At 39.8% G+C, this 13,721-nt stretch carries 21 protein-coding genes; 1 reads left to right on the top strand and 20 read right to left on the bottom strand.

The genetic code is table 11. The annotated features are described in order from the left end of the window. Positions 1-48: 48 nt before the first annotated feature. The 5 genes from ACY2RQ_RS18515 to ACY2RQ_RS18495 form a co-directional block, all read right to left on the bottom strand. Entirely contained in the window at positions 49-975 is a 927-nt protein-coding gene (locus ACY2RQ_RS18515; RefSeq protein WP_490114487.1) for a restriction endonuclease, read from the bottom strand. An 84-nt stretch (positions 976-1,059) separates the two neighbouring features. Further along, positions 1,060-1,524, bottom strand: coding sequence for an ASCH domain-containing protein (locus ACY2RQ_RS18510; RefSeq protein ID WP_490114486.1), 465 nt, complete (start codon positions 1,522-1,524; stop codon positions 1,060-1,062). 82 nt (positions 1,525-1,606) lie between these two features. Further along, the gene (locus ACY2RQ_RS18505; RefSeq protein WP_490114485.1) at positions 1,607-2,002 is read right to left on the bottom strand and encodes a hypothetical protein; all 396 of its coding nucleotides are present in this window, start codon (positions 2,000-2,002) and stop codon (positions 1,607-1,609) included. A 524-nt stretch (positions 2,003-2,526) separates the two neighbouring features. Next, on the bottom strand, positions 2,527-2,874 hold the full coding sequence (locus ACY2RQ_RS18500) for a hypothetical protein (RefSeq protein ID WP_490114484.1): 348 nt from the start codon (positions 2,872-2,874) through the stop codon (positions 2,527-2,529). A gap of 95 nt (positions 2,875-2,969) precedes the next feature. After that, on the bottom strand, positions 2,970-3,605 hold the full coding sequence (locus tag ACY2RQ_RS18495) for a LysE family translocator (RefSeq protein WP_490114483.1): 636 nt from the start codon (positions 3,603-3,605) through the stop codon (positions 2,970-2,972). 149 nt (positions 3,606-3,754) lie between these two features. Between ACY2RQ_RS18495 and ACY2RQ_RS18490 the strand changes: the two genes are divergently transcribed. Continuing rightward, on the top strand, positions 3,755-3,958 hold the full coding sequence (locus ACY2RQ_RS18490) for a hypothetical protein (protein ID WP_490114482.1): 204 nt from the start codon (positions 3,755-3,757) through the stop codon (positions 3,956-3,958). Between the two features lie 577 nt (positions 3,959-4,535). On the opposite strand, the gene ACY2RQ_RS18485 is transcribed toward ACY2RQ_RS18490, so the two are convergent. The 15 genes from ACY2RQ_RS18485 to ACY2RQ_RS18415 all read right to left on the bottom strand — a co-directional run bounded on the left by ACY2RQ_RS18485 (position 4,536) and on the right by ACY2RQ_RS18415 (position 13,682). Next, positions 4,536-5,036 carry a contact-dependent growth inhibition system immunity protein gene (locus ACY2RQ_RS18485; protein ID WP_490114488.1) on the bottom strand — a complete coding sequence of 167 codons (501 nt, stop codon included), beginning with the start codon at positions 5,034-5,036 and terminating at the stop codon, positions 4,536-4,538. A 111-nt stretch (positions 5,037-5,147) separates the two neighbouring features. Further along, positions 5,148-5,672 (bottom strand): hypothetical protein, encoded by a 525-nt coding sequence (locus ACY2RQ_RS18480; protein ID WP_490114481.1) that lies wholly within the window; start codon positions 5,670-5,672, stop codon positions 5,148-5,150. A gap of 80 nt (positions 5,673-5,752) precedes the next feature. Next, on the bottom strand, positions 5,753-6,283 hold the full coding sequence (locus tag ACY2RQ_RS18475; protein WP_490114480.1) for a GNAT family N-acetyltransferase: 531 nt from the start codon (positions 6,281-6,283) through the stop codon (positions 5,753-5,755). Beyond that, the gene (locus ACY2RQ_RS18470) at positions 6,280-6,549 is read right to left on the bottom strand and encodes a type II toxin-antitoxin system TacA family antitoxin (protein WP_490114479.1); all 270 of its coding nucleotides are present in this window, start codon (positions 6,547-6,549) and stop codon (positions 6,280-6,282) included. Before ACY2RQ_RS18470 ends, ACY2RQ_RS18475 begins: the two co-directional genes overlap by 4 nt. A 162-nt stretch (positions 6,550-6,711) precedes the next feature. Beyond that, positions 6,712-7,248, bottom strand: coding sequence for a lecithin retinol acyltransferase family protein (locus ACY2RQ_RS18465; protein ID WP_490114478.1), 537 nt, complete (start codon positions 7,246-7,248; stop codon positions 6,712-6,714). Beyond that, a complete protein-coding gene (locus ACY2RQ_RS18460) occupies positions 7,217-7,453 on the bottom strand; it encodes a hypothetical protein (RefSeq protein WP_490114477.1) in 237 nt (78 codons plus the stop codon). The genes ACY2RQ_RS18465 and ACY2RQ_RS18460 overlap by 32 nt, the downstream gene beginning before the upstream one ends. A gap of 84 nt (positions 7,454-7,537) precedes the next feature. Continuing rightward, positions 7,538-8,539: a DUF4062 domain-containing protein gene (locus ACY2RQ_RS18455; RefSeq protein WP_490114476.1), complete on the bottom strand. Its 1,002-nt coding sequence runs from the start codon at positions 8,537-8,539 to the stop codon at positions 7,538-7,540. 100 nt (positions 8,540-8,639) lie between these two features. After that, the gene (locus ACY2RQ_RS18450; protein ID WP_490114475.1) at positions 8,640-9,167 is read right to left on the bottom strand and encodes a HEPN domain-containing protein; all 528 of its coding nucleotides are present in this window, start codon (positions 9,165-9,167) and stop codon (positions 8,640-8,642) included. A 4-nt stretch (positions 9,168-9,171) separates the two neighbouring features. Then, positions 9,172-10,332, bottom strand: a complete 1,161-nt coding sequence (locus ACY2RQ_RS18445; protein WP_490114474.1) for a GmrSD restriction endonuclease domain-containing protein — start codon at positions 10,330-10,332, stop codon at positions 9,172-9,174. Between the two features lie 116 nt (positions 10,333-10,448). Beyond that, the gene (locus ACY2RQ_RS18440; RefSeq protein ID WP_490114473.1) at positions 10,449-10,880 is read right to left on the bottom strand and encodes a hypothetical protein; all 432 of its coding nucleotides are present in this window, start codon (positions 10,878-10,880) and stop codon (positions 10,449-10,451) included. A 47-nt stretch (positions 10,881-10,927) separates the two neighbouring features. Further along, positions 10,928-11,500 carry a hypothetical protein gene (locus ACY2RQ_RS18435; protein WP_490114472.1) on the bottom strand — a complete coding sequence of 191 codons (573 nt, stop codon included), beginning with the start codon at positions 11,498-11,500 and terminating at the stop codon, positions 10,928-10,930. Further along, on the bottom strand, positions 11,497-11,703 hold the full coding sequence (locus ACY2RQ_RS18430) for a hypothetical protein (RefSeq protein ID WP_490114471.1): 207 nt from the start codon (positions 11,701-11,703) through the stop codon (positions 11,497-11,499). Before ACY2RQ_RS18430 ends, ACY2RQ_RS18435 begins: the two co-directional genes overlap by 4 nt. 228 nt (positions 11,704-11,931) lie before the next feature. Further along, positions 11,932-12,231, bottom strand: a complete 300-nt coding sequence (locus ACY2RQ_RS18425) for a hypothetical protein (protein WP_490114470.1) — start codon at positions 12,229-12,231, stop codon at positions 11,932-11,934. A 300-nt stretch (positions 12,232-12,531) separates the two neighbouring features. After that, the gene (locus ACY2RQ_RS18420) at positions 12,532-12,759 is read right to left on the bottom strand and encodes a hypothetical protein (RefSeq protein ID WP_490114469.1); all 228 of its coding nucleotides are present in this window, start codon (positions 12,757-12,759) and stop codon (positions 12,532-12,534) included. Between the two features lie 395 nt (positions 12,760-13,154). Then, a complete protein-coding gene (locus tag ACY2RQ_RS18415) occupies positions 13,155-13,682 on the bottom strand; it encodes a hypothetical protein (protein WP_490114468.1) in 528 nt (175 codons plus the stop codon). Between the last annotated feature and the right edge of the window lie 39 nt (positions 13,683-13,721).

The following is a 13,721-nucleotide window of genomic DNA, read 5'->3' as shown; positions in this document are numbered from 1 at the left end:
AAATCAGGTGCGCCGTAGGCGTCACCTGGATTTTCTTGTTAGAAGCACTTATGCGTTGAATATTTTGGCTAGTTGTTTTCTGACATCTTCTCTTGAGTTTGCTACGACTAATTTTACTTGTTGTGTTTCGTTGATTTTATTGTGTTCTTCTAAAAGCTCTTCAGTTCTTTTAGTTACGCCAGATGAAACAACAAGAATACCACCTTTTCCGGAATCTAAAACCCTATATAAAAATTCTCGAGCTGTCCCTAAACCTAATAACTTTGAGTATTTCTTAACTTCAACTATAAACTCATTCTCTTTGCTTTTAGTTAGAAAATCATACTTGTCAGAATCAGAACTTCGTAAAACCCCCAGCTCAACCAATACATTGCCAACCATTTTTTCAAATTCGAAAGCAGATGCAGACATAGAACCTCTATGTTGATTGATAATTACATCACCAGAAATAATATCTACTTCTGTTTCTCTGTCTCTCTTTAACTTAACGACGATGCTAGATGCGCCAATTGTAGCAATCAATGCTCCTAAGCCTGAAGCTAGTAATGAAATCAACCTAGCCCAATCATATGGCTTTTCTTCAGGCTCATTTGGAGCAACATATTTTGAGCGAAGTTTATTTATAGAGTTTAAAAGTGACTCCCTCTTTTCTAATGGGATAAATTTATTACCCATGAAGCGCTCTTGTACTTGAACAAGTAGCTCTTCAGATGTAAACGGATAGGTAATACCTTGCTTCAATTCTTTTGCACGAATAAACATTTCAACATCATCTATGGAAATTTCCTTTTCATAGAAAAACAATTCTTGTAGATCATCCATAAGACTTTCGTGAATAACATTAGTTTTACCCACTGTAATGTCTTTCACATAATCAGGAACATACATAAGAGAGAAATAGAATGTACCTGCAACCCCTAATGCTCCAAATAAGTTCCAAGCATTTCTAAATATCCACTTGAAAAATGAATTCAATTTTTACTCCAATGTTTGATGTGCTTCTAACGCCCAAATCAGGTGCGCCGTAGGCGTCACCTGGATTTTTTTGTTATGTAGCGGTTACTCATAGACGACTTTAAACTTTTCTAGGATTAACACCATGTTATTGCTTGTCTGTAATCCTTGCTTCTGGCACTCTGCTGAGAAAAAATCCCAGTGAGCTTTACGCCACCAATCAAGTGATTTGTCGCCTTCACCTTCTGAAGCTGCAAACTCTGCTGTAACCTCTGAGAATTTGCACTCTGTCACTTCCGTTATTTTAATAATTGAAGTTGGATTGCCATTCCAGTCTGTGACCACTTGCAATGTCCCGACTTTCGGCATTGGTTCAAGCCCAGACTCGTACCAGTATTTCATGCTACAAGTTGCAGTCTTCTCGCCTTTCAAAATCAAGTCAGAACAAATATTTGCATTTTCTTCATCTGCACAGAAATAATCTGCGACAACATTCTGATGATTTTGCCTTTGCTCTTGGCTCAATGTTTCCAGATATTTGTTTAGATATTCTTGTTGTACTTCATTCATAAATTTTACTGCAATGTTAATTTAGCTACATAACGCCAAAATCAGGTGCAGCGCCGCAGGCGATGTCACCTGGATTTTATTGTTATGCAGCGGATTGCTTGATGCGTAAAGAAATTAGGTACATTAGGGTTAATAGTATTAACGCGCAATCCAGTATGAGAGCGGGTGCTGACTTACTCAAGAATTCTTGACCATAGATGAATAGTAATGAGACAAAAACTGCTTTGCTGAAGGCTGCTACAGAAATGCAAAATACTCGACTGTTTTCATTAATAGCACCATAGATAAGAACGAAGCCGATAAGCCCAACCAATGCCGACCAGCTACGAATAATTAAGGTCTCTAAGATTCCATCGAAAGACGAACCAAACATAGATTCGATTGCTGCTTGGGGGGCAAATAGACCGTAGAACATAGTTGCAGTGAATATTCCAGATACCAGCATTACCCACTTAATATTTTTTATTATGAAATTCATATTATTCTCAGTGTGCTTTACATGGGTTGATACTGCGAACTTTTTTTAGCTGCATAACGCCAAATTCAGGTGCAGCGCCGCAGGCGCTGTCACTTGCAATTTATTGTTATGCGGCAGACTTTTTTATGATTTTTACTCGTGCTTGATGAACTAATACGACCAGTTTTTTTGCCAGCAAGCTCCGATGTTCGTTTACCAATACCTGATATGTTCAGGGCTGCCACCGCACACTTTCGCTGACTTGCCCCGACAGTTTCTTGGCAGCATTGCGATAGCGATGAACTCTATGCTGGCATTGCACAAACCAAAAATGTGATTTCCGACTATCCTGAATCGTAACTTTCAAGAAACTATCAGAAGGCCATTTACTTCGATTCTTAATCAGTAGATTTATTCTTACCTTTCTGAAGCCATAATCAGCTCATTAGTTCAGAAATTCTGATTTGATTGATTGTTCTATGCACTTACTGATGCCACATAACGCCTAAATCAGGTGCGCCGTAGGCGTCACCTGGATTTACTTGTTAGCTGCGTTGCCAGATTAAACTTGCAACTTGATCATACTTTTCAGCTACAAGTAAAAATGCATCTCCCCAACCACTACTTATACTCACTTCTTGCATTGGTCCTGTCGGGGCAAAAAGCACATCAACTTCTATTTTTGGTGGTAGAGAGTATGATTTTACCATTTTTATAAGAGAAATAAGTTCTTGCTGTGCTTCCTCTACAGTTCTCCATGAAGACCAGCAAAAATCATTATCAGGCAGCTGAATTAACTCCAAAGATGATTCTAAAACGTGAACTAATGCTTCCATTGGTTCCGTTTCATCAATCTCTGAATGTATAAGAGCTTTTGTTCGATCTAAATTCATTGCGATCTATCAATAGAAATTACGTTTGAACGTAATGTTGTGATGCAGCTAACGCCTAAATCAGGTGCGCCGTAGGCGTCACCTGGATTTTTTTGTTAGGCTTGTGCCCTACTTGTTGACAACAGAACCCCTGCACCAACAAAAACACCACCAGTGATTTTATTGAAAAACTGTGCACGGCCTTTTTGAAGCAGCCATGTAGACGACTTTGAACCTAAGTGAGCATAGAGAAGAAGCCAACCCAGCTCCAGAACTGAAAACGTAATACAAAAAATTGCATATTGTGGCAATAAAGATTCACTTGTTGATATGAACTGTGGAAATAATGCAGTAAAGAAAACAATCGCTTTCGGGTTACTTGCGCCAACAATGAAACCACTACTAAATAGAGAGAGTTTCGACTGCCTTACCTGATGATCAGCATCTTGGTGAATTTCATAGGTATGCTCTTTTGAAGTTAAAGCTTTATATCCTAAATATATTAAATACGCTGATCCTGCCCACTTTATTGTATTGAAAATCAACTCAGAAGACGCAATCACTACACCTAGACCGGTAAATGACAGAGTCATAATACCAAGGATAGCGAGCAAGCTACCAAGTGCAGTAAATATAGATGAACCAAAACCTTCAGTTACAGACTTTGTAAGGCATAAAAGTACACTCGGTCCAGGTGATGCTGTGAGCACCAATACGGCAAGTGAATAATAAAGCCAAGTTTCAAATTCCATTTAAACTCCAAATTGATATTTTGGGAGAGCCTAACGCCCGCATCAGGTGCGCCGAAGGCGTCACTTGGATGCGCTTGTTAGGTGCAGCCGCTGGTACGATAAGTTTGTTGCGACTTTGTTGGTAAATAATATTTGTTTGGCACGATGTCGTGCTTGCCAGTTACAAAAACAATACCGCTGGAAATTGCTGGCATGAACTTACAGGTGGAACTTGTTGGCACAGACTTTATTTTGCTGGTTTGAAAACACCGGTGAAACTCGTTTTGCCAGCAGGTGGAACCGATGCCCCTATTTTTGTCATTTTCGATAAGGCCAGTAAATTTGTTGGCACATTCTTTCTTTTGCTGGTTTGAACAAGTCTGTGCGTGCTTGATGCAGGCACAAAGTTAAAGTTTGAACTTCTTGAACTTGACGCTGACGTTTGGCACCTAACGCCCGCATCAGGTGCGCCGAAGGCGTCACTTGGATGCGCTTGTTAGGTGCAGCCGCTGGTACGATAAGTTTGTTGCGACTTTGTTGGTAAATAATATTTGTTTGGCACGATGTCGTGCTTGCCAGGTACAAAAACAATACCGCTGGAAATTGCTGGCACGAACTTACAGGTGGAACTTGTTGGCACAGACTTTATTTTGCTGGTTTGAAAACGCCGGTGAAACTCGTTTTGCCAGCAGGTGGAACTGATGCCCCCATTTTTGTCATTTTCGATAAGGCCAGTAAATTTGTTGGCACATTCTTTATTTTGCTGGTTTGAACAAGTCTGTGCGTGCTTGATGGAGGCACAAAATTAAAGCTTGAACTTCTTGAATTTGACGTTAACGTTTGGCACCTAACGCCGCAATCACTTGCCGGAGGCTACTGGCGCCTTTTGTGCGGGTTTTATGCACAAAAGGTGACAGTGGCCGGAGGTCATGTGCATTGCCTTGTTAAGTGCTACTTGCAAAAGCCTATGGCCTCTCTGACTGCAGCACCTAACTCTCTAGGTGTGCTGTTAAATTCTATATATTGTGTATTTTTTGTAGTGAAACTTGTACCTTCCCATGCCTCACCGCGAGCTTTCTTAGTTGGGGATATTTTCACTTTTCCATCCTCAAAGCAGATATGACATAACTTCATTTTTCTGAAAGCTTTAGCTCGAGGAATATCACCCATTTCTTCAAGAAGATATTTCACGAATACAGAATAACGTTGCTCTACGTTCTTTAAGTGAAAGAATTCCGTAACTTCTTCAACAGGCAAGAATCTGCTTTTTGTCAGAGCAATACGGATACTATCCCCAAGCTCCTCATCACTACAATCATCAGGCATAACTTGATGATATAATTCCGGATCGGTAGCACTACTTCTGTATCCTGAATTAGCGCTAACGGAAATAAATCCATTACTGTGATGAACAGATGCCCATTTTTTCTTCTTAACTTCGATATTTTCCATTTCTCTCAAAGCACTTAACGCCCGCTTAACAGGCAAATGCTGGTTGGCTAAAATCCGAAGCGCAGCGTAGGAGCCAACCAGTATTTGTCCTTGTTGAAGCGCTTGTTAGGTTCATTTTTGCTGACCATACCAAGGGTGTTCGTTTTTTGGAATGTAAGGCCAGTCAGTTTTTCTTGGCAATGACTCTCTAGCTAAACGAGCCTCATCTGAACTTAGAAACATACCTCCAAGATCGTTGCCCGAATTTATTGCGTAAAACTGTATATCTTTCCCTTTTATCTGATTATTTACGATGCTGAACAAAGCATAAGTAGCTCTTCCCCAGCTTTGGCCTTGGCCTTGGCCTTCATCTAATTCTGGACCATAAATATCAAATACCTTATCTTGAGAAGAGACTTTATAAAAAGGAATATTATTATCTAATATTTCTTCAATCAGAGCAGCCTCCTTTACATACTCTTGGAGCTTAGGCTTAACATTTTCATAAGCCTCCTTAATTCCTTGTTCGGCCAAATCTTCAGCATCAAGAATTATCATCTGATCATAATCTAGCTGATAAGCAGCCTGCTCTTCTTCAGCATTTGCTTGAGAGGATAAACCTAAAATCGTTGTTAATAGTGCGATAATCTTTTTCATGATGTACTCAAGAACCTAACGCCTAAATCAGGTGCGCCGTAGGCGTCACCTGGATTTTCTTGTTACATGCGTGTTTCAGGTTAACTGAATAAGGTTTCAATGGTTTTCATGGGAATGAACATACGTGTACGACCATTATGCTCACAAAGGTATTCAAAACCATATTTAGTATAAAATTTCTCAGCTTCATCAGTGAGGCAATCAACGACGATGGCATACGCTCTCATGTGTGAATTTATTTCCCACAGGTATTTCAAAGCTTTGATTAAGCATACTTTACCAAGGCCTTGTCCATGGAACTCTCGGTGGACGGCAAGTTGAGCAAGTAGAAAAACAGGAATCGGATACCTTGGAAGCTTTTTGGCTTTTGCTTTGGGCAGAGTTTCACGGCAAATAGAGCTTGGAGCAATGCTATAAAATGCACAAATCGGTAGTTTTTGATTTGGCAGTGGTGTTAGAGCTGGTAACACCATAGTTCGGCTGATGCCAGCATGCATGTGCTTTGCTGCTTGAGTTTTAATGAACTGGTTTAGCTCAGCTTCCCCACAATCGAAGGATTCTCTGTCATGGAGGTTTTTATCAAGTTCAACGAATTTCTTTGACCAGCTCACTTCACACCTTTCTGCTCAGTAAATGCCAAAGCTTCTTTAAGAGCATTATTTGGTGCCTTTGCCTTGTCACAGGCATGAGTAAACTTGTCGAAAAGGTCATCCTCGATAGTAATACTCTCATATTTTTCAATGACTTGAGTGGAGTCCTCATCCATGAGCTTGACCACATATTCAGTCAGGCTCTTCAACCCCAGAAGGGCAGACGCCTTTTCTGCTTTGACCTTAATCTCTTCATCCAGCCTCAAATCTAGCCTTGCTGTCGCCATTTTCTCTTGCCTCTATATGTACGGATATTTTCCGTATAGATCATTCTAGTCGTAAGAAGTTCAGAGAGCAAGTGTACGGAGGACTGGCGGATTTGTATAAGCATGTAACGCCTAAATCAGGTGCGCCGTAGGCGTCACCTGGATTTACTTGTTATAAGCGATTTACGCCTTTGCCAAAGCAACAAGACCCGCGGCAATGAGAGCGGCTATTGCTGCATTTTTAAATGGACTTTCTTCTGTTGGTGTTAGAAGTGATGATACTGCTACTGCTCCCCCCACAGCTTTAATGTATGAATTATCACTTTTGGCAGCTGCACCAGCTCCAAGAGCTAAAAGGAAATATTGTTGTATTTGTGTGCTTTCAACTTCAATACCATGACATAACCGTGCAAAATGTTCGCAATTCGACTTGATAAGGTCGTATGGCATATCAATGTAGCGGTTTGCTTTAATTACAGCTAAATCAGGATTTTGGCTTGTTATGTCACTGACTAGAATTTCCTTTCCTTCAGCGAAGTCTTCGTAGCTTTCCCTTGTGACTTTAAGGTGTTTTTTAGAATTATGAATGACGAAACCCAATCCATCAGCAATTCCATAGTGATAGAAAGTTCCGAAGTTAAGTTTTAAAACAGTCCCTGGAGCGTACATAACTTCCTCAATATAAATTTTATTTTTCGTTTTTTGGAGATAGACGAGCATGAAGCAAATTTATAGCTTCTACAAATCGGTCAAACTGTTCCCAGTCATCAAATTCTGCTATTGATCCGTTGTATGCTTCCTCAACTGGGCCAATTCTCAGTTCAGGAGTTCCATGATTGTCTAATGCTTCTACCTGACATTCAAACTTCTTGCCTTTATTGTTGTTGGCTGTAACTTTCTCATGAAAGAAGAATAGGGCACCCATTGTTTACTCCGATGTTGAGGAAGCTTATAACGCCTAAATCAGGTGCGCCGTAGGCGTCACCTGGATTTACTTGTTATGCGTGTTTTATTTTCTGACGACTCTTGCTTCAAGCATTTTTTGCATGCCTGCCGGAGTTAGCGACCACTCAATGAGACCTGAGGCCGTAGACTCAACTTCAATTAATCCTAAAGCTAAGAACTGAATTCTTATTGTAAATATGTCTTGCTGATCAATTTCAATGTTGGAGATGGAGTATTCTCTCTCCTCATCATTACATAATTGTTTTGCAAGAAACTCATTTATCGATTTTTCATTAGGAGTTTCTACGAGTAGCGGAGACAGTAAACCGTAAACATTTTTCCAAGTTGTTTTTGATGACCACGGCATTTCATTAGTATAGCCTCCATCGTAATCGTGATAGTAAGCATCATAGATACCACCGATATCTAAAGGACTATTCCAGTCAGCTAACTCAGAAGCGTTGATTGAAAATTTATCAATCTTTGAGCTGTTTATTTCATGTAGTAGCTCTTCATTAGTTTTTCTTAATTCATTAATCTCAACAAGTAATTCTGGTGATGCTGTGGAATCAGCCCTTACCCATCCAGTTGCCGGAAACATTTTTATTGTCTTATTAAGGCTCAGTGAAACTTCACCGGGCAGTTGCGAGGGGCTATTCCAAAATCTAACCAATCTTCCATCTTTTACTTTCTCGATGAACTTCTGAAGCTTTTGGAAGTGCTCTGGATTTGTTTCCGTTTTGTCCCTTGGTAAAGAGTTTGGCTCTTCATGGACCAATGCGATTACTCTAATACCTTTACTTACTGCATAATCAAACTCTTTTTCGGTATAGCTGAGTCCATCGTCAGCCAAGGACCCATATCTACCACCAATAATAATTAGATAGTAATCACAATCGTCAATTACTTTTTTAATGAACTCCCATTGTTCTTCGTCTGCTGCTGGAAATAGTTCCATCCCTGCTGGAATACAGTCCATCTCCATTAATGTCTGAAGAACTTTTTGCCGTTCATCTTTCAAGTCTGTATAAGTTGAACTAACAAATACTTGGTATCTTTTTTCCATTCTTACTTTCTAAAAATTGAGATTGAATAGCAGTGTTGAGGCTGAGGAAACGCATAACGCCTAAATCAGGTGCGCCGTAGGCGTCACCTGGATTTTTTTGTTAGCTGCTTAGTTGATTAAGATGATCTTCAAGGTAATGAATAAAATTGTTAGCACTTGTAAATTGTGAATATACATCTTCATAAGTTTCATCTACAGAAGCGATTGCAAAATTAGTATGAACAAGAGTGTTTCTGGAGTTGCCTATAAGCATAAATTTTTCTTCAGATTCTTTTAATCCATCTATAGTTCTCACATCAGACAAATGTTTGCTTTTTGATTCATCTCCTAAATATGAAAATAGTTTATTTGCGTTTTTTTTATTCCAGTCGAAAAGTGTGTGGTACTGACGATTTAGTGCTTTACTACGAATGAGAGAAAATATAGTTTCGTTATCACATGTTGCAGCTTTAACATATCGTTCTATTGATTTAACTACTTCGTCTTCAAAATAGCTTGCACAAGCAAGGATAAGAACTTTCGTGAATCTTCTATCAGCATCTATTTTTAGCGAGATTTCTCCCTGCTCTGATAAATAATCAGAAAGTATTTTGTGTTGTTCAACATAGCTATCAATGATAGTAACCACAGTATTAACCCCCAATGATAGCTCTTGACCTCTCTAATCTTTTTTTGACATTCTTTAAACTCGCTGTATCTTCCCGGGAAGCCACAAGGAATTCATTGTCTTGGAAGGTTAACTTGATTTTTTCATGACTCAGTTCTCTCGATGAATAAGTCTTATTTTCATAACCGTCAGAGCATGATGCATAAAAAACAGATTCAAAAAACAGTGTGGCAAACCTACCAGATTCACTGAAAAATATTCTCTCTGGTAATTGCTCACAACAATCAAGAAAAGATGAAAAAAGTGCTTCTAAATTATCTAATTCTTCTTGTTGGAAGGATTTTCCTTTCTTTGAAAATGCATTTAAAAACTTAACCATTGATGGTTTGTAATTTACACCGTCAATGAGCATTGCAAAGGATCGTAAAAGTATTTCTACATCTCTCATGTGCAAGTCAGCTTCGGTTGAAGATAGTAATCTTCTCCATCTCGTATCATTGTTGAGACGGAATAGAAGATTGTAAAACTCTGAGTGATATAAGCTTGCTCTAATTTCTTGAGGCCTTAAGTTTACACCGCCAGAATTTAAACGATTAAAAATTTCATAGACCGATGAGTTATCATCATCAGGAAGGTTTTGCTTTACTATGACATTGCGAACTGTCCGCATATCAAAGCCTAATTTATGTTCACCTAGAGTGGAATAGTTCAACTTGCTAAATCTATTGTCTTGTCCAAGCTCAGGTTGGGATAGTTGAAGGTTAAACTTTCTAAAGTAAGAGTCATCATCAATTATTTCTTGAGGTATTTTACCATGTTCTCCAAATATTTTTCTAAGTTCTACTCGCTTCTCTTTTCTTGGAAACCTCTGTTTCATGAAATAATAAATAGACATAAGCCTTTGTTGTCCATCAATTACAAGAAACTTATTCCTTGATTCTTGATACAGGAATATTTGAGGTATTGGTAAGCCAAGAAGAATGGATTCTATTAGTTTTGATGCTCGTTTAATATCCCATACATAGTTTCTTTGGAATCCTGGAATAATCAGAGCTCCGGATTCAATAAAATCAAACATTGTTTTTATGTTGAAATCATTTGGCGAAGCAGTAATATCATATTCTTTGACTGCATACTCTTCGTTAACTTCTACTTCTGAATCATAATTTTCATTAGACTCTGTCATGTTAATTCCTGCATGAACGATAAAAAAGGTTGATTATAACGGATATGTCTGGTGGCAGCTAACGCCTAAATCAGGTGCGCCGTAGGCGTCACCTGGATTTACTTGTTAAATGCCGGTTACTCGATGTACAAGCTACCATTTTTTGATAGCAATGTTTGAGCTTCAGTTATTAGCGCCCATTCAGGGTCGCCTTCTACTGTTGAGAACGAACATACCCATTTCTCGTGGCTCAATTTTATAACTATTTCGGGAAGCCTCGAAGAAAACGAAATTTCTTCAAGTCTCAAGCCATGCAGTTCTTTTAGTGCACATTCAAACTCAGATTCATCAGACCAACTACCTGCAACAATTGTGGATTTTCCTTCTATCCGCCAACTCCATTCAATCATTGCAGTTAGCTCACCACGATTTCTATTTAGTTTACCAAATTCCAGAAAAATGGCAGAACCATGACCACGCCATGCGCGGGTAATTCTCTTTCCCAAAAAGGGATGAATCAAGGATTGAGCTTCTTCTTTCGATGTTTTGTACATATTTGATTGAGGCATTTAACGCTTGGTTCAGGTGCGCCGTAGGTGTCACCTGGAACCACTTGTTATATGCGTGTTCCTTGTTTTACTGAAATCAGACCGTTGATTATTGCTTCAAGTTGCCTGTCGGTTAAAACATGCTTTGGAACATATTCCATATCTGGTAGAAGTGCTTCAGGGGGAGATAAAATTGCACCTTTACCTTCACCATATTGTGATGAAATATATTCTTTGAGCAAACTTGGCCTCTGTATGTTGTAAGCTGATCTGAAAATGGAAAGGTCACAAATTACCCCGCCAATTTCTACCCAACAATGGCCATCCCAAGTTGCATTGATTGTTTCATCATTGTTCTCTGGTAATGGTATGTTTCCATTACATTTGAAAACGGGTTTTCCCACAATATTCAGATCGCCAACGACAGCGATTGCAGGGATTGAATAGTGCGCTGCCAGCGCAACAACAAAAGCTCCACTCAACATTACACATGAACCAAATGCAGGCTCAACGGATGCAAGCATTTTTTGCATTGGTTCTCGAAGAACCTCTGGAGATGGGCATTCATGAGATGAATAATATTCCCATTCTTCAAGACTTCTATCTCTACATACGATTTCTCGAATGATACTTTCTCTCATGAACTCTCCATGTTGATGGAAGCATATAACGCCCAAATCAGGTGCGCCGTAGGCGTCACCTGGATTTTTTTGTTAGCTGTTTTTTTAAACTGAACTTTGCCGTTTTGCCCAACCTTGATGACCTCGGCTTTCTGTAGCTGGCGCATGATGAAAGCAACTACGAAAAGGCTGATGCCGGTTTTGTGACAACAGTGATGTGGCATGGAATGCCACCAAGAAACCTGAACTCTGCCCGGCTTAACCCGAAAAGCATTTACGCTGAACTCTATCGCCAGCCTGCGATGAACAAAAGATGCTGAACTTTGCTGCTTTCCTGAACTTCCGTATTTTTGCCCAAGATACTGGCTGATGAACCTTTACTGGCGTTTCTTTGTTATTTTACGCACGCTACCGCCTGCCAGCACAGATTGAACTTGCAGCAACTCCTTTGCTTATGCTGGCATGTGCGTGTTTTTTATACGACAACGCCTGAACGCCAGCTGCGAAAAGCCAAGGATACTGTGTTGAGAAGATAATTTCGATAGAAAGGAAATGACAAACTCGATAATGACAGCTAACGCCCAAATCAGGTGCGCCGTAGGCGTCACCTGGATTTTTTTGTTAGCTGTTTTTTTAAACTGAACTTTGCAGTTTTGCCCAACCTTGCTGGCCTCGGCTTTCTGGTGCTGGCGCATGATGAAAGCAAATACGAAAAGGCTGATGCCGGTTTTGTGACAACAGTGATGTGGCATGGAATGCCACCAAAAAGACTGAACTCTGCCCGGCTTAACCCGAAAAGTATTTACGCTGAACCCTATCGCCAGCCTGCGATGAACAAAAGATACTGAACTTTGCTGCTTTCCTGAACTGGCGTATTTTTGCCCAAGATACTGGCTGATGAACCTTTACTGGCGTTTCTTTGTTATTTTACGCACGCTACCGCCTGCCAGCACAGATTGAACTTGCAGCAACTCCTTTGCTTATACTGGCATGTGCGTGTTTTTTATACGACAACGCCTGAACGCCAGCTGCGAAAAGCCAAGGATACTGTTTCAGGAAGATAATTTCGATAGAAAAGAAATGACAAACTCGATAATGACAGCTAACGCCCAAATCAGGTGCGCCGTAGGCGTCACCTGGATTTTTTTGTTAGCTGTTTTTTTAAACTGAACTTTGCCGTTTTGCCCAACCTTGCTGGCCTCGGCTTTCTGTAGCTGGCGCATGATGAAAGCAAATGCGAAAAGGCTGATGCCGGGTTTGTGACAACAGTGATGTGGCATGGAATGCCACCAAAAAGACTGAACTCTGCCCGGCTTAACCCGAAAAGCATTTACGCTGAACTCTATCGCCAGCCTGCGATGAACAAAAGATGCTGAACTATGCTGTTTTCCTGAACTGGCGTATTTTTGCCCAAGATGAAGACGACAGACTTATTCTGGCGTTTCTTTATTATCTTACGCACGCTACCGCCTGCCAGCACAGATTGAACTTGCAGCAACTCCTTTGCTTAAGCTGGCATGCGCGTGTTTTTATACGACAACACCTGAACGCCCGTTACGAAAAGCCAAGGATACTGTGTTGAGAAGATAATTTCGATAGAAAGGAAATAACAAACTCGATAATGACAGCTAACGCCTAAATCAGGTGCGCCGTAGGCGTCACCTGGATTTACTTGTTATGCGCTGGTGACTTTCATTTGTGCTTTATTTGCAGCAGTTTGTATAGCTGTAAGATTTGATTTCATTTTCTCTTGTAATGCATCAATTCTTGCCTGAAATAAAGAAATCTTACTATGTTTTTTGTACAATTCTTCTACTGTGTCTTTATGCAAAAGTTCTTGCGTTGAAATTATTTCTTCAATTCCTTTTACTGAATCAACTATTATTCCATGTTCCTTTTCTAGTTCTTCTTTATTTTCCAGGTAGTCAGTGTCTTCGGCGTAACCAGTAAATTTAGCGTGTCTAGCATACTCTATCTGAATTCTATCATATAAGTGCTCACAGATAATGCTTGAGCTCAATGCACTCTTGCAATTTGAGATTAACTCTTTCACTAAGCTTCTTCTCTCAATCAATTGTGCTTTTTCATGAGATTTGTTCGCTTGAGCAACAGCTCGCCAAGCCGCTATTGCAGAAATCAAAGCTGCTATGGCTGTAACTATTCCAGTAATTGCTATCAATAATGTTATTTGTTCTTCATTCATTTCTTATTCTGGATGTTGATGGATTGATTCGCATAACGC

It is taken from the genome of Parendozoicomonas sp. 209JJ7-1 (assembly GCF_058147085.1).
Note: the sequence above shows the minus strand (reverse complement) of the source record. Positions and strands in the feature narration are given on the sequence as shown.

What these genes read in the sequence shown, in the direction of transcription:
- ACY2RQ_RS18510 (WP_490114486.1), bottom strand. Translation starts at nt 1,524, where the DNA reads ATGAATGAAGTACAACAAGAATATCTAAACAAATATCTGGAAACATTG.
- ACY2RQ_RS18505 (WP_490114485.1), bottom strand. Translation starts at nt 2,002, where the DNA reads ATGAATTTCATAATAAAAAATATTAAGTGGGTAATGCTGGTATCTGGA.
- ACY2RQ_RS18500 (WP_490114484.1), bottom strand. Translation starts at nt 2,874, where the DNA reads ATGAATTTAGATCGAACAAAAGCTCTTATACATTCAGAGATTGATGAA.
- ACY2RQ_RS18495 (WP_490114483.1), bottom strand. Translation starts at nt 3,605, where the DNA reads ATGGAATTTGAAACTTGGCTTTATTATTCACTTGCCGTATTGGTGCTC.
- ACY2RQ_RS18485 (WP_490114488.1), bottom strand. Translation starts at nt 5,036, where the DNA reads ATGGAAAATATCGAAGTTAAGAAGAAAAAATGGGCATCTGTTCATCAC.
- ACY2RQ_RS18480 (WP_490114481.1), bottom strand. Translation starts at nt 5,672, where the DNA reads ATGAAAAAGATTATCGCACTATTAACAACGATTTTAGGTTTATCCTCT.
- ACY2RQ_RS18470 (WP_490114479.1), bottom strand. Translation starts at nt 6,549, where the DNA reads ATGGCGACAGCAAGGCTAGATTTGAGGCTGGATGAAGAGATTAAGGTC.
- ACY2RQ_RS18465 (WP_490114478.1), bottom strand. Translation starts at nt 7,248, where the DNA reads ATGCTCGTCTATCTCCAAAAAACGAAAAATAAAATTTATATTGAGGAA.
- ACY2RQ_RS18460 (WP_490114477.1), bottom strand. Translation starts at nt 7,453, where the DNA reads ATGGGTGCCCTATTCTTCTTTCATGAGAAAGTTACAGCCAACAACAAT.
- ACY2RQ_RS18455 (WP_490114476.1), bottom strand. Translation starts at nt 8,539, where the DNA reads ATGGAAAAAAGATACCAAGTATTTGTTAGTTCAACTTATACAGACTTG.
- ACY2RQ_RS18445 (WP_490114474.1), bottom strand. Translation starts at nt 10,332, where the DNA reads ATGACAGAGTCTAATGAAAATTATGATTCAGAAGTAGAAGTTAACGAA.
- ACY2RQ_RS18440 (WP_490114473.1), bottom strand. Translation starts at nt 10,880, where the DNA reads ATGCCTCAATCAAATATGTACAAAACATCGAAAGAAGAAGCTCAATCC.
- ACY2RQ_RS18435 (WP_490114472.1), bottom strand. Translation starts at nt 11,500, where the DNA reads ATGAGAGAAAGTATCATTCGAGAAATCGTATGTAGAGATAGAAGTCTT.
- ACY2RQ_RS18430 (WP_490114471.1), bottom strand. Translation starts at nt 11,703, where the DNA reads ATGCCACATCACTGTTGTCACAAAACCGGCATCAGCCTTTTCGTAGTT.
- ACY2RQ_RS18425 (WP_490114470.1), bottom strand. Translation starts at nt 12,231, where the DNA reads ATGCCACATCACTGTTGTCACAAAACCGGCATCAGCCTTTTCGTATTT.
- ACY2RQ_RS18420 (WP_490114469.1), bottom strand. Translation starts at nt 12,759, where the DNA reads ATGCCACATCACTGTTGTCACAAACCCGGCATCAGCCTTTTCGCATTT.
- ACY2RQ_RS18415 (WP_490114468.1), bottom strand. Translation starts at nt 13,682, where the DNA reads ATGAATGAAGAACAAATAACATTATTGATAGCAATTACTGGAATAGTT.